Annotated in this window: 12 protein-coding genes; 11 read left to right on the forward strand and 1 reads right to left on the reverse strand. The window is 40.4% G+C overall.

Annotated elements, in window-relative coordinates; translation table 11 throughout:
- Positions 1 to 61 precede the first annotated feature (61 nt).
- The 5 genes from HMPREF9186_RS00225 (at position 62) to HMPREF9186_RS00245 (ending at position 7,383) form a co-directional block, all read left to right on the forward strand.
- Positions 62 to 1,498: a helix-turn-helix domain-containing protein gene (locus HMPREF9186_RS00225; protein WP_009730829.1), complete on the forward strand. Its 1,437-nt coding sequence runs from the start codon at positions 62 to 64 to the stop codon at positions 1,496 to 1,498.
- Between the two features lie 313 nt (positions 1,499 to 1,811).
- Entirely contained in the window at positions 1,812 to 3,320 is a 1,509-nt protein-coding gene (gene glpK / locus HMPREF9186_RS00230; protein ID WP_009730830.1) for a glycerol kinase GlpK, read from the forward strand.
- Between the two features lie 33 nt (positions 3,321 to 3,353).
- Positions 3,354 to 5,180, forward strand: a complete 1,827-nt coding sequence (gene glpO / locus HMPREF9186_RS00235; protein ID WP_009730831.1) for a type 1 glycerol-3-phosphate oxidase — start codon at positions 3,354 to 3,356, stop codon at positions 5,178 to 5,180.
- A 69-nt stretch (positions 5,181 to 5,249) separates the two neighbouring features.
- Positions 5,250 to 5,951, forward strand: a complete 702-nt coding sequence (locus HMPREF9186_RS00240) for an MIP/aquaporin family protein (RefSeq protein ID WP_009730832.1) — start codon at positions 5,250 to 5,252, stop codon at positions 5,949 to 5,951.
- 667 nt (positions 5,952 to 6,618) lie between these two features.
- Positions 6,619 to 7,383 carry a (S)-acetoin forming diacetyl reductase gene (locus HMPREF9186_RS00245; protein WP_009730834.1) on the forward strand — a complete coding sequence of 255 codons (765 nt, stop codon included), beginning with the start codon at positions 6,619 to 6,621 and terminating at the stop codon, positions 7,381 to 7,383.
- A gap of 49 nt (positions 7,384 to 7,432) precedes the next feature.
- Here the strand turns inward: HMPREF9186_RS00245 and HMPREF9186_RS00250 are convergent, their stop codons facing one another.
- On the reverse strand, positions 7,433 to 7,852 hold the full coding sequence (locus HMPREF9186_RS00250) for an SP_0198 family lipoprotein (protein WP_009730835.1): 420 nt from the start codon (positions 7,850 to 7,852) through the stop codon (positions 7,433 to 7,435).
- 348 nt (positions 7,853 to 8,200) lie between these two features.
- On the opposite strand from HMPREF9186_RS00250, the gene HMPREF9186_RS00255 reads away from it, so the two are divergent.
- Genes HMPREF9186_RS00255 through HMPREF9186_RS00280 form a run of 6 tightly spaced genes read left to right on the forward strand, consistent with a single transcriptional unit; the run spans position 8,201 to position 13,654 of the window.
- Positions 8,201 to 9,520, forward strand: coding sequence for a haloacid dehalogenase-like hydrolase (locus tag HMPREF9186_RS00255; RefSeq protein ID WP_009730836.1), 1,320 nt, complete (start codon positions 8,201 to 8,203; stop codon positions 9,518 to 9,520).
- Between the two features lie 9 nt (positions 9,521 to 9,529).
- Entirely contained in the window at positions 9,530 to 9,964 is a 435-nt protein-coding gene (locus tag HMPREF9186_RS00260) for a EutP/PduV family microcompartment system protein (protein WP_009730837.1), read from the forward strand.
- Positions 9,965 to 10,014: 50 nt separating this feature from the next.
- Positions 10,015 to 11,100, forward strand: coding sequence for a threonine-phosphate decarboxylase CobD (cobD, locus tag HMPREF9186_RS00265; RefSeq protein WP_009730838.1), 1,086 nt, complete (start codon positions 10,015 to 10,017; stop codon positions 11,098 to 11,100).
- Complete coding sequence (locus HMPREF9186_RS00270) at positions 11,100 to 11,972, forward strand: hypothetical protein (RefSeq protein ID WP_009730839.1); 873 nt, start codon at positions 11,100 to 11,102, stop codon at positions 11,970 to 11,972. Before cobD ends, HMPREF9186_RS00270 begins: the two co-directional genes overlap by 1 nt.
- Complete coding sequence (cobT, locus tag HMPREF9186_RS00275; protein WP_009730840.1) at positions 11,950 to 13,029, forward strand: nicotinate-nucleotide--dimethylbenzimidazole phosphoribosyltransferase; 1,080 nt, start codon at positions 11,950 to 11,952, stop codon at positions 13,027 to 13,029. Before HMPREF9186_RS00270 ends, cobT begins: the two co-directional genes overlap by 23 nt.
- Positions 13,030 to 13,051: 22 nt before the next feature.
- Complete coding sequence (locus tag HMPREF9186_RS00280; RefSeq protein WP_009730841.1) at positions 13,052 to 13,654, forward strand: cob(I)yrinic acid a,c-diamide adenosyltransferase; 603 nt, start codon at positions 13,052 to 13,054, stop codon at positions 13,652 to 13,654.
- The last annotated feature ends 18 nt before the right edge of the window (positions 13,655 to 13,672 follow it).

Below are 13,672 nucleotides of genomic sequence, written 5' to 3' on the forward strand. Positions count from 1 at the left end.
TTTTTTCTTTTGGGCAAATTATGGTACTCTAAAGATAGAATAATGGAAGGGTTTTCTGAAAATGCATTTAGCTGATTTAATGGAAAAAAGTGAGGGTGGGCAGTTTTTAATCCTGTCCCATCTGCAGCAACATTCCCCAAGCAGTCTGTCAGAAGTGATGGCGGAGACGGATTTTTCCAAAGCAACCTTGAACAAATATCTCGCACTGATCAATGACAAGGCCAAAGAGAATCAGCTGGCCCTTTCCATTGAACTAGAAGATGAAAATCTTCGCCTTCTTGTGGGTTCGGATACCAAGGGGCGTGACATTCGACGGGCTTTTTTGGACAATTCGATCAAGTACCAACTATTGATTTATTTGCTTTATCAGGGCCAGTTTCAAGCCCAGCAACTAGCTCAGGAACTCTTGATTAGTGAAGCCACACTAGGGCGTCATATTTCTGGCTTGAATAAATTATTAACTGAGTTCTCTATTTCAATTCAAAATGGGCGCCTCAAGGGACCTGAACATAAAATTCGTTATTTTTATTTTGGCTTGCTACGAAAGGTTTGGGCTAGTGCAGACTGGAAACAAGAACTTGCCAAGAAAGAAAGGCAAACCGAAATTGAAACCCTAGAAGAGCTCTGTGGTGCCCAGTTGTCTCAAGGACAACGCTTGGATTTTGTTCTATGGTCCCACATTAGCCAGCAACGACTTAAGATCAATGCCTGTCAGTTTCAAGAAATTGAACAGAAGATGAAGGGCTATACGGACAACATTTTTTACCAACGCTTATTTCGTCGGGTAAACCAGCTCTTTTCTGGGAAACACATCGCTCTTAGCCATGAAGATGGAGAGATGTTAGTCCTCTTTGCTTTCCTTGTCACCCATCGGATCCTCCCGCTTCATACTATGGAGTACATCTTAGGCTTTGGGGGAGAGATTGGTAATTTGACAACGCAACTCATTCAAGAGATGAAAACGCAGAAGTTATTAGGGGATTATATCGAAGGCCCTGTGACCTATGAATTAAGCCAAATTTGTGGACAGGTATATCTTTTTACAGGCTACCTTCTTCAAGACAAGTATAAGTACCAACTTGAAAGCCACAATCCTTATGTCTTTAGTAGTCATGATTATAGAGAAGTAGCAGACACTATCTTTAGCAAACTTCCGATCTTTTGCCAAGGGACAGCTCTGGATAAAAAAATCAAGTGGGAGTGGCTCCAGTTAATGGATTATATCGCGGAAAATAGTGGGAGACAAATTAAGATCGGCTTAGACTTAACAGTGGGCTATTTAGGTTATACACGGATGACAGAAGTCCTCAAGCGCTACTTAGAGTACAATCGTTTTATTACCATTGAAGCCGTTGATCCAGCTTCAGATTACGATTTGATCGTGACCAACAATCCGATTAGTCTTACCCAGCGGATTCCTGTCTATTATTTAAAATATGATTTAGATATGATCGATCTAGCCAATATTCGCCAGATGATCTACCAAGAAGAAGGTTAATAAAGCTATTCAATGCTTGATGAGACTTTTATGATATTATTGAGCTGAATTAGTAGTAATTAAAAAATTGAGGTTAGGAAGAACAGATTCTAAACGAATTGTTCTGCCTAGCTTTTTTATTAGATTTTTCTAAAAATTTCATTTTTTCTAAGTCTTAGAAATCCTTATGAAACAAGGGTTCTGAATCCATCTACTCAAATTTTTTAAAATTCTTAAAAAAATTGATGGACATGAAAGCGGTTTATTTTGTATACTAGACAATGTAAGGAGTACGTCTCCTAAAGAATATTTCTTTTTCCCAGGAGGACAGTTCATGTCACAAGAAAAATACATTATGGCCATTGACCAAGGAACAACAAGTTCAAGAGCCATCATTTTTAATAAAAAAGGAGAAAAAGTTAGCTCTAGCCAAAAAGAGTTTACTCAAATTTTCCCTCAAGCTGGTTGGGTTGAACACAATCCAAATGAAATCTGGAACTCTGTTCAGTCTGTTATCGCTGGTGCCTTTATCGAAAGTGGCATCAAACCAGGACAAATCGAAGCTATCGGAATTACCAATCAACGGGAAACAACTGTTGTTTGGGATAAGAATACTGGCCTTCCAATCTACAATGCCATTGTTTGGCAGTCTCGCCAAACAGCTTCTTTAGCTGAACAACTTAAGAGCCAAGGCTATGTCGAAAAATTCCACCAAAAAACAGGTTTGGTCATTGATGCCTACTTCTCAGCAACTAAGATTCGCTGGATCTTGGATCATGTAGAAGGAGCACAAGAACGGGCTGAAAAAGGAGAATTGCTCTTTGGAACCATCGATACTTGGTTGGTTTGGAAGTTGACAGACGGAGCTTCTCACGTAACAGACTATTCAAATGCTGCTCGTACCATGCTCTACAATATCAAAGACCTAAAATGGGATGATGAGATTTTGGAAATCCTCAATATTCCTAAGGCTATGCTTCCAGAAGTTCGTTCTAACTCTGAAATCTATGGAAAAACAGCTCCTTTCCATTTCTACGGTGGAGAAGTGCCTATCTCTGGTATGGCGGGTGACCAACAAGCGGCTCTTTTTGGACAGTTGGCCTTTGAACCTGGTATGGTTAAAAATACTTACGGTACTGGATCTTTCATCATCATGAATACTGGTGAAGAGATGCAGTTATCTGAAAATAACTTGTTGACTACCATTGGATATGGAATCAATGGTAAAGTTTACTACGCTTTGGAAGGTTCCATCTTTATCGCAGGTAGTGCCATTCAATGGCTTCGTGATGGTCTACGCATGGTGGAAAGCTCACCTGAATCTGAACAATATGCACGTGATTCTCACAACAACGATGAAGTTTATGTGGTACCGGCCTTCACAGGTCTAGGAGCACCATACTGGAATCAAAATGCTCGTGGTTCTGTCTTTGGCTTGACTCGTGGAACAACCAAAGAAGACTTTATTAAGGCGACTCTTCAATCCATTGCTTACCAAGTACGGGATATCATCGATACTATGCAGGTTGATGCTAAGACGGCTATTCAAGTCCTTAAAGTGGACGGTGGAGCAGCTATGAATAACTTCTTGATGCAGTTCCAAGCGGATATTCTTGGTATTGATATCGCTCGTGCTAAAAACTTGGAAACAACAGCTTTGGGGGCAGCCTTCCTTGCTGGCCTGTCAGTCGGCTACTGGAAAGACCTAGATGAATTGAAAGAACTCAATGCAACTGGTGAACTCTTCGAGCCTTCTATGAACGAATCTCGTAAAGAACAACTCTACAAGGGATGGAAGAAAGCTGTTAAAGCTACCCAACTCTTTGCAGAAATTGAAGACTAGTCAAGACTTCAGTAGGATAGAAAGTGAAGAATTATGGAATTTTCAAAGAAAACTCGTGAATTATCGATTAAGAAAATGCAAGAACGCACCCTGGATCTTTTGATTATCGGGGGAGGGATCACAGGTGCTGGGGTAGCCTTGCAGGCAGCAGCAAGTGGTCTTGAAACAGGTTTGATTGAAATGCAGGACTTTGCGGAAGGGACATCAAGCCGTTCAACAAAATTGGTCCACGGTGGACTTCGTTACCTCAAACAATTTGACGTAGAAGTGGTATCAGATACGGTATCAGAACGTGCAGTAGTGCAACAAATTGCTCCTCATATTCCAAAACCAGACCCAATGCTCTTACCAGTCTATGATGAAGATGGGGCAACTTTTAGCCTCTTCCGTCTTAAGGTAGCCATGGACCTCTATGACCTCTTGGCAGGTGTCAGCAATACTCCAGCTGCCAACAAGGTCTTGACCAAAGAAGAAGTGTTGGCTCGTGAGCCTGAGTTGAAACAAGAAGGTCTAGTCGGAGGTGGGGTCTACCTAGACTTCCGTAACAACGATGCTCGTTTGGTGATTGAAAATATCAAACGTGCCAACCAAGATGGGGCCCTCATCGCCAACCACGTAAAAGCAGAAGGATTCCTCTTTGATGAATCTGGCAAGATTACAGGTGTAGTGGCGCGTGATCTCTTGACTGATCAAGTTTTTGAAATCAAGGCTCGTTTGGTGATTAATACAACTGGACCTTGGAGCGATAAAGTGCGTAATCTCTCAAATAATGGAGAGCAGCATTCACAAATGCGTCCAACCAAGGGTGTTCACTTGGTAGTAGACTCAAGCAAGATCAAAGTTTCTCAACCAGTTTACTTTGACACTGGTCTTGGAGACGGTCGGATGGTCTTCGTCTTACCACGGGAAAACAAAACTTACTTTGGAACAACGGATACAGACTACACTGGTGACTTAGAGCATCCAACAGTAACCCAAGAAGATGTCGACTACTTGTTAGGCATCGTAAATAATCGCTTCCCAGAAGCTCACATCACTATCGATGATATCGAAAGTAGCTGGGCTGGTCTCCGTCCTTTGATCTCAGGAAATAGTGCTTCTGACTACAATGGGGGAAACAACGGAACTATCAGTGATGAAAGCTTCAATGCCCTGATTGCAACAGTTGAAGGCTATCTTTCTAAAGAAAAATCGCGTGAAGATGTTGAATCAGCAATCAGCCACTTGGAAGGCAGCACTTCTGAAAAACATTTGGATCCATCTGCTGTTTCTCGTGGATCAAGCTTGGATCGCGATGACAATGGTCTTTTGACCCTTGCTGGTGGGAAGATTACAGACTACCGCAAGATGGCTGAAGGAGCGATGGAGCGTGTCTTGACCATTCTCAAGGAAGAGTTCGACCGTCAGTTCAAATTGATTAACTCTAAGACCTATCCAGTATCAGGTGGAGAAATTAACCCAACGAACGTGGATTCTGAAATCGAAGCCTTTGCTCAACTTGGTGTATCTCGTGGTTTGGATAGCAAGGAAGCTCACTACCTAGCTAACCTATACGGATCCAATGCACCTAAGGTCTTCGCCCTTGCTCATAGCGTGGAACAAGCACCTGGATTGACTTTAGCTGATACCTTGTCACTTCACTATGCAATGCGCAATGAATTGGCACTCAGCCCAGTTGATTTCCTTCTTCGTCGGACAAACCACATGCTCTTCATGCGCGATAGCTTAGATGCAATTGTCGAACCTGTTTTGGATGAAATGGGACGCTTCTATGAATGGTCAGAAGAAGAAAAAGTTGGCTACCGCAAAGACTTGCAAGTCGCTTTGGAAAACAATGACTTGGCAGCATTAAAAAATTAAGAAAAACAAAAAGGGGTTGGAAAGGAGAATATCTGACCGGCCCCTCTTTATAATGGAGAATTAAATCATATGAAAGAATTATTTGGTGAATTTTTAGGGACCTTAATCCTGATTCTTTTGGGAAATGGGGTTGTAGCAGGAGTGGTTCTTCCGAAAACGAAGAGCCATAACTCAGGTTGGATCGTCATTACCCTTGGTTGGGGGATTGCAGTTGCAGTGGCAGCCTTTATCTCTGGCAAGTTAAGTCCGGCTCATTTGAACCCTGCAGTAACAATTGGGGTTGCCCTTAATGGTGGGCTAGCTTGGGCATCTGTGATTCCTTATATCCTTGCTCAATTCGCAGGAGCCATGGTAGGGCAAATCCTTGTCTGGTTACAGTTCAAACCGCATTACTTAGCAGAAGAAAATCCTGGAAATATCCTTGGAACCTTTAGTACAGGTCCAGCAATTAAGGACACTACTTCAAACCTCATCAGTGAAATCCTTGGAACCTTTGTCTTGCTACTGACTATCTTTGCACTTGGTCTTTATGACCTTCAAGCAGGACTTGGTACTTTTGCCGTTGGTACCTTGATTGTAGGGATTGGTTTGTCTCTCGGTGGAACTACAGGCTCCGCTCTCAACCCAGCTCGTGACTTAGGTCCTCGTATCATGCACAGCCTCCTTCCTATTCCTAACAAAGGAGATGGTGACTGGGGTTACGCTTGGATTCCAGTAGTTGGTCCAATCATCGGTGCAGTACTTGCAGTAGCAGTCTTTAAAATGTTTTAAAAAATGAAAGAGGCTGGGACAAAAGTCCTAGCCTCTCAATTGTCTTTGGATTATCGAGCAAGACGCAGTGGTTGAGTGGGCTCTACCACGCTGATTTCATCAGCTTTTACAGCCCTACTCAACTGTGAGGAGGTGGGACGACGAAATCGAATTCTAACGAATTACCGATTTCTGTCCCACTCTCTTTTAAAATACTGTATCAGATAAAGAGAGCTTTGTACGTTCTAACTTAAAACAAGCTATAAGAAATGTAAAACGCAATAAAGAAAATAATGATCGCAATAATGTATTGAACTGGTTTAGGTAGGTTATTCAATTTATCCATGAATTCTTTCATTGTTAGATCTCCTTATTATTTGATTGTCTTATAATTAGTGTAGCATGAAATAAGGCCCAAAACAATAGGCAATAGGAGTGTTTTTGTCAAGATATAAAACCCTTTTCAAAATTATTATAATCAGTTAATCTATTACTAAATAAAGATAAGATAGATTGTAAAATACTTTAGAAAATAACAGGCTAGAGTTTGACACTTTTTTCACAAAGGAGTATACTGTTAGCATAGTTTTGGAAGGAACTTATGATAGATTCACCCAAAACTGACTGTCAACCTTTGCTGTTCTTCTATGAACGTTTGCTGGTATCGGGGATACCAAGGAGGAATCATATGTCTAAAGTAGCTATTGTCACAGGTGCAGGTCAAGGGATCGGTTTTGCGATTGCAAAACGATTGGTACAAGATGGCTTCAAGGTCGGAGTCTTAGACTACAATGCTGAGACAGCAGAAAAAGCAGTAGCTGAGTTATCAGCAGAGAATGCTTTTGCGGTCGTTGCTGATGTCTCCAAACAAGCTGAAGTGGCTGCAGCTTTCCAAAAAGTTGTGGATCATTTCGGAGATTTAAATGTTGTCGTTAACAACGCTGGTGTTGCTCCAACTACACCACTTGATACGATTACAGAAGAACAATTTGAACGCACTTTTGCCATCAACGTTGGTGGTGTCATCTGGGGTGCTCAAGCTGCACAAGCTCAATTCAAGGCGCTTGGCCATGGCGGAAAAATCATCAATGCAACTTCACAAGCAGGTGTTGTAGGTAACCCTAACTTGACTGTCTATGGTGGTACTAAGTTTGCAGTTCGTGGTATCACTCAAACTTTGGCACGTGACTTGGCAGATTCAGGCATCACTGTCAATGCGTATGCACCTGGTATCGTTAAGACTCCAATGATGTTTGACATCGCTCATGAAGTTGGTAAGAACGCTGGTAAAGATGACGAATGGGGTATGCAAACTTTTGCTAAAGATATAACCCTCAAACGTTTGTCAGAACCTGAAGATGTAGCAGCAGCGGTTAGCTTCCTTGCAGGTCCTGATTCAAACTACATTACAGGACAAACTATCATCGTGGATGGTGGGATGCAGTTCCATTAAGATAATAAATAGAGGTTGGGATCAACATCCTAACCTCTGATTTTTTATGCTATTTCGTTAATACAATGGTATCAGAAGGATCTCGATCATCATCTTCGATGGTCAGTTGATTGCCTTCAAGTGTGTAATATTTGAGATCATCTCCCACAGTGAGAGTATGATTGTCAGCGTGAACGGTTACAGGCTTGCTTTCTCTCTCGCCATCCCTTTCAACCTCTTCCCATGTGCCCGTCGTACCAGACAGGGTCAGAGTGATCTGATCATTTTCATCAGCCCCTTTGTATGTACCGTCTAGATTTTCAGCTTGGCTAGCCGTTTGTGAACCTTTAGAGCTTGAAGTACTCGAAGAAACCTTTTGGGGACTAGCAGAGCTTGCAGGTGTTTGAGCTGTCTGGTTAGAGCAGGCTGCTAAAAGACCAAGAACTGCCATTGAGGCAAGAGAAAGTGTGAGTTTTTTGGACAATGTCATTGGCATGTCTCCTTTCTTTGTTCCTCCAAGTATAACAGAGCTTAGAGGAGAAGACAATGAAAATGTCTTTTCTGAAAGCTAGGATAGTAGGATTCGAAAAGGAGTTATATTATATTAGTAATCGTCGTTAAATAGTTTCTTATATTTCTTTCAATAAAATGAAAGAATTTTACAAACAAATGAAAAATGTAACCGTTTTCGGTTGACATTCAATCAGCTAATTAGTATAATGGGTGTGGAATAATATAAAAGGCAATGAGGCCTATGATTGCAATGGCGCAACCGTTTCAAATCATAGGTTCTTTGTTGCCTTTTTTCTAATTAAAAATTTTTTTTGGAGGTTTTCTCATGAAGAAACATCGTCTCTTTTTAGTTTGTGGTCTAGCCTTATTTATGGTTGGTTGTCAGGCTTCTCAGTCGTCTAAAACAACGGAGTCTAGTAAAGCTAGTCAGGAAACAAGCGTGAAGAAAGAAGATCAAGTCCTTGAACGTGGTCAGTGGGAGGACAAACTATATAAGAAATTAAGTAATGTCATTAAAGAAAATGGCAAATCTAGTTCAAAATATGATGAATCAGCAAAACCATATGCTGTATTTGACTGGGATAACACAACCGTCATCAATGATATCGGTGAAGCAACCTTCACTTATCAGATCGAAAACTTGGAATTTAAGATGACGCCAGAAGAGTTGGATAAGGCGATTCGTACAAATATTCCAGAAGACAACTTCACAGAAGATCACAACAACAAGGAAGGAAACCCTGTTAATATTGATAAGATCGCCAAAGATATTGTTTCTGATTACACTGTGATTTATAATGAGTACAAAGGATTCAAGGGTTCTAAGAGCCTCGAAGAAGTAAAAAAATTAGACGAATATAAAGATTTCAGTGCTAAATTACGTTATCTTTACGAAGCCATCGGTGGAACCTTCAGCTCAGACATTTCTTATCCATGGGTAACTTACTTGTTTACTGGTATGACATCTGAAGAAGTTCAAGCGGTATCTGAAAAATCAATTGAACGTGCTTTGAAAGAAGATTTGGTTTTTGAAACATGGGAAAGTCCAGAAAGCTTGAAAGGCGAAGCTGGTCAAGTGGAAATCAAATTTAAACGTGGTGTCCGTGCTGTAAAAGAGATGCAAAATCTTTATAAGACTCTTCAAGATAACGGCATTGATGTTTATGTTGTCTCTGCTTCCTTCCGTGATGTCATTGTTCCTTTTGCTACTCTGGATAAATTCGGTTATAATATTACTGAAGACCATGTGTATGGAATGGAACTTGTTAAAAATGATTCTGGTGTGATTCAATCAGAATACAATAACGACTACTTCCAAACACAAGGTGAAGGAAAAACAAAAACAATCAAGAAATTTATTGCAGATAAACATGGCAACCAAGATCCTATCTTAATCGCTGGAGATAGTAACGGGGACTACGCAATGTTGAAAGACTTTGATGGTTTACAAATTGGAATTATCTTCAATCTTTTGCGTGATCCTTCTAAAGGAATCGGCTTGTTATCACAGACTGCAGTAGATACATATGATAGTAAGGATGCTAAATACTTCCTACAAGGTCGTGATGAAAACAAGGGTGTTTTGGTCAAGAGCCGTGAAACAATTAAGTTAGGAACGGATGAGGCACAGTTAATTAAAAAATAGGGGACATATATGAAGAAAATCATGTTTGTTGGTTCTGTTGGAGTGGGTAAAACAACGCTAACCCAACGGTTAAAAGGATTAGATATTGAGTATTTTAAAACGCAGGCTGTTCAATTCCATGATAGTATTATTGATACGCCAGGGGAATTTTTACAGCATAGACGGTATTACAATGCGTTAACAGTGACTGCAGCAGAAGCTGAAATCATTGGACTCTTAATCGCAGGAAATTCGACCATGCAAACTTTTCCTCAAGGTTTTTCTTCATTATTCAACCAAGATGTGATCGGAATCATTAGCAAAATTGATTTGGTAGACTCTGAGGAGCAATTAGAATTCGCGCGCAAGCAATTGATAGATGCAGGTGTCAAACGGATTTTTGAAATTTCTTCAACAGAGAATACTGGAATCGATGCTTTAAAGGACTTTCTTGAGAGTGAGTAAACATGATATAATCTAAAAGGACTACTTTATCTTTCAAGAAGGAGATGTGTATGATTGTTGAACACGGAGGGAATGGACGTCTATTAGCTGAAAAAAATGGGAACTCTTCTGAAAAGTGGATTGATTTTAGTGCCAATATCAATCCGCTTGGAGTTTCTACAAGCCTCCGCCAAGTCTTAGTGGACAGTATTGATAGAATTACGGAATATCCGGATATCACCAACCAATATGAAAAGGATTTACTGAGGGAGCATCATGGAAATCAAGATCTAGAAATCCTTTTGTCAAATGGTGCAGTTGGGTTATTTTACGAACTAGCTCAAACCTTAAAGCCGAAGAGATTACTGATTTTAAGTCCTACCTTCATGGAATATGAAAAAGCTTTTCATCAAGAAGGGACAGAAATTCTTTACCATCATTTAACAGCTCCTCATTTTACTTGGACTGTGGAAGGTCTATTATCCGATATAGACCAATTGGAAGCTGGAGATGTTGTCCTATTGTGTAATCCTAACAATCCAACTGGCTCCCTTGCTCCAGTTGGTCACTTGCTAGAAATCGGAAAAAAATTGCTGGAACAGAATATTCATTTTATTCTAGATGAAGCTTTTATTGACTTTTTAGAAGACGAGGAAGCATATAGTTTTGTTCCGTACTTGAGTGATTTTGCAAATGCGATTGTCGTTCGCTCTCTAACGAAATTTTACGCTATACCAGGCTTACGCTTAGGCTACGCTCTGGGGATTCATCCTTGTTTAGCAAAAATTAATGAACGACGGGCTCCATGGACGATCAATGCATTGGCTCTTCAAGCCTTGCCGGTGATTTTAAAGGATCGAGATTATCAAACTCAAACTTTAAAATGGCTACAGAAGGAAAAAGACTTCCTCTATCAATCCTTGAAAACTTTTTCTGCATTAAGTGTTCTAAAACCAAGTGTCAATTATATTTTCTTTCAGTATACGGGATCTAAGGATTTACGTGAAGAATTATGGCGGCATAACATTTTTATCCGCTCCTGTGCGAACTATCGCAATTTGACGAGTGATTACTACCGCATTGCGGTTCGTAGTAGAGAGGAGAATAGCTGTTTATTAGCTGCCTTGGAAGCGATTCTTGGAGGAAAAGAAGAGTGATGGGGGCGATAAAAGCATCTTGTCCAGGCTCTTGCGGAGAATTGTTTCAATGTGTGGTAGATGGTGAAGAGTTTTTGATGTCTTATGGCATTGAAAAGAAAAGTCAAGTAGTGATTGGCCCTCAAACAGGTGTCATGGAAGAAGGGCTGCGGCCTAAAATGCTGCAAGTCATCAATGAACTAACAGATCAAATAGATTTCGATTATACTTTTCAAACAGATATTTCTGTTGGGAAGGGCTATTCTAGCAGTACAGCGGACATGCTCTCGATATTAGGAGCTTATTCTGCCTATAAATATGGAACAGTATCGGTTCCCTTATTAACGAGTCTTTGTTCAAAGATTGAACCAAGTGACTCCGTAGGATTTTCAGACTGGACTGTAATGAATCCTCTTAATGGTGAGATTCAATGGCAGACCAGGTGGAAACCAAAGCTTTATGTGTACATTCTAGAGCCAGATCAAATGGTTGATACGACGAGTTTTATAAGAATGATGGAAAGTCCCTTATATCCTGCAGAGCAATCTAAAACATTGTTGACTGATTTTAAAATAGCCTGTGACAAGCAAAATGTAGAGTTATTAGGCGCCGTTGCGACTAGAAGTGCTTTATTGAATAACAAACGACTACCCAAACCCTATTTAAACGATATTATCGACCTAGTAAATAATTTAGGTTTACTAGGAGTTAATATTGCCCATAGTGGTAGTATTGTTGGTATTCTGCTGACAGAAGAGCAACTGATGCACATGACTGAGTTAGAAGAACGACTGTCTCATCATCCTTTAGCAAGCTATTATTCTCTCAGAAATCTAAGCAAGATTATATACGACGGGCTCCAGGTAAAGAATGTGGAGGAGATCCTTGAATAGGCAAGAAGAATTAAATCAAATCCTAGATAAAATTGTACCCATTAATGCTACAGCATTAGAAGAGGGGGTAAAGGTGTGTGATCGCTTAGCAAAACCTCTTGGTGCATTAGGTAAAATGGAAAAAAATTATGCCAAGCTATATGCGATGTTTCCTAACAAAATCCAGCTATCAAAAAAAATCGTTATGATCTATGTAGCGGATAATGGAATTTGTGAAGAAGGAATCTCCTCAAATCCTATCGAAACAACCTTTATTGTAGCCAATAATATCAGAAATGGTAAAGCAGGGGTTTGTAATATTGCAGAACATGCTGGGTCTGATATTTGTGTCATTGATATTGGTTGTAAGAGTCAAATTTATTCCGATAACCCGGACCATGTGTTACATGGAACTCGCAATATGCTTAAAGAAGCTGCCATGACGCGAGAGCAAGCCATTGAAGCCATTTTAGTTGGGTATAGAAGAACAGTTGAAAAGATCAATCAGGGCTATACCTTATTTGGAACAGGAGAGATGGGGGTTGGAAATACCACAACTTCCGCAGCAGTCATTGCTGCCACTTTGGGAATTCCTGCCCAAAAGGTAACAGGATACGGAGCGGGAGTGACGGAAGATATGAAGGCTCATAAAACAGCTGTCATTCAAGAAGCGGTAACCAAACACGCTCCCTATAGTGATATTATCGATCTCGTCTCTAAAGTTGGTGGCCTAGACATGTTGGGGATGGTTGGCACCTATTTAGCTTGTGCCCAGTACCAACTTCCTTGTGTCATTGATGGGTTGATTTCTTTGACAGGACTCTTAATTGCTTCACAGTTAAAGAAAGAAGTGGTTGACTATTGCTTCCCATCCCATTGTTCTACAGAACCGGGCTATCAAATTGTTTCGGATTATTTAGGCTTATCCCCGATGCTTCAAATGGATATGCGCTTAGGGGAAGGATCTGGTTGTCCTTTAGCTTTCTTTTTAATAGAAAGTTCCGTGTACACGATAGAGCGTATGCCGACTTTTGAGGAGGGAAAACTGGACCGGGATGACTACGTCGACATTAGATAAAGGCTAATAAAGGAGGAAAACTATGCAACTATATACAAAGACTGGAGATAAAGGTCTTACAAAATTAGTAGGTGGCCAAAGCGTTGCAAAAGATTCAGATCGTGTCAATGCTTATGGTACCGTAGATGAATTAAACACTTGGGTCGGTTATACAATTAGTAAAATGGATCCAGATGATGAATTGAGAGACGAATTGTATCAGTTACAGAATTATCTGTTTGATTGTGGTTCTGATTTGTCTACTCCTCATGGTGTATACCCATATAAAGTAGATGAAAGCCTCGTTAAATGGATTGAAGAACGAATTGATACTTATGCGGATATCCCACCAGCTCTGGAAAGATTTATTTTACCTGGTGGTGATGAAATTGCTTCAATGATTCATGTGGCAAGAACCATTGCTCGGCGTGCGGAGCGCCTTGTGGTAGCAACCATGTGGACGAATGAAATCAATAACCAAGTCTTGATTTTTATCAACCGTTTATCTGATTATTTCTTTGCGCTTGCACGTGTCATTAACTATCGTAAACACTGCCAAGATATTCCTTATGAAAGAGGAGCAAAGGTGTTCCACAATATTACAAAAGCAGATGTGGAGCGTTGGGCACAGAAGAATAATAGCTAATAGAAAAAGCACTACCCA

Source organism: Streptococcus sp. F0442, assembly GCF_000314795.2.
GTDB lineage: Bacteria > Bacillota > Bacilli > Lactobacillales > Streptococcaceae > Streptococcus.

Excerpts from the sequence above, each read along its gene's own strand:
- glpO (WP_009730831.1), top strand. The coding sequence starts at position 3,354 with ATGGAATTTTCAAAGAAAACTCGTGAATTATCGATTAAGAAAATGCAA.
- HMPREF9186_RS00280 (WP_009730841.1), top strand. The coding sequence starts at position 13,052 with ATGCAACTATATACAAAGACTGGAGATAAAGGTCTTACAAAATTAGTA.
- HMPREF9186_RS00255 (WP_009730836.1), top strand. The coding sequence starts at position 8,201 with ATGAAGAAACATCGTCTCTTTTTAGTTTGTGGTCTAGCCTTATTTATG.
- HMPREF9186_RS00260 (WP_009730837.1), top strand. The coding sequence starts at position 9,530 with ATGAAGAAAATCATGTTTGTTGGTTCTGTTGGAGTGGGTAAAACAACG.
- cobD (WP_009730838.1), top strand. The coding sequence starts at position 10,015 with ATGATTGTTGAACACGGAGGGAATGGACGTCTATTAGCTGAAAAAAAT.
- cobT (WP_009730840.1), top strand. The coding sequence starts at position 11,950 with ATGTGGAGGAGATCCTTGAATAGGCAAGAAGAATTAAATCAAATCCTA.
- HMPREF9186_RS00225 (WP_009730829.1), top strand. The coding sequence starts at position 62 with ATGCATTTAGCTGATTTAATGGAAAAAAGTGAGGGTGGGCAGTTTTTA.
- HMPREF9186_RS00240 (WP_009730832.1), top strand. The coding sequence starts at position 5,250 with ATGAAAGAATTATTTGGTGAATTTTTAGGGACCTTAATCCTGATTCTT.
- glpK (WP_009730830.1), top strand. The coding sequence starts at position 1,812 with ATGTCACAAGAAAAATACATTATGGCCATTGACCAAGGAACAACAAGT.
- HMPREF9186_RS00270 (WP_009730839.1), top strand. The coding sequence starts at position 11,100 with ATGGGGGCGATAAAAGCATCTTGTCCAGGCTCTTGCGGAGAATTGTTT.
- HMPREF9186_RS00245 (WP_009730834.1), top strand. The coding sequence starts at position 6,619 with ATGTCTAAAGTAGCTATTGTCACAGGTGCAGGTCAAGGGATCGGTTTT.
- HMPREF9186_RS00250 (WP_009730835.1), bottom strand. The coding sequence starts at position 7,852 with ATGACATTGTCCAAAAAACTCACACTTTCTCTTGCCTCAATGGCAGTT.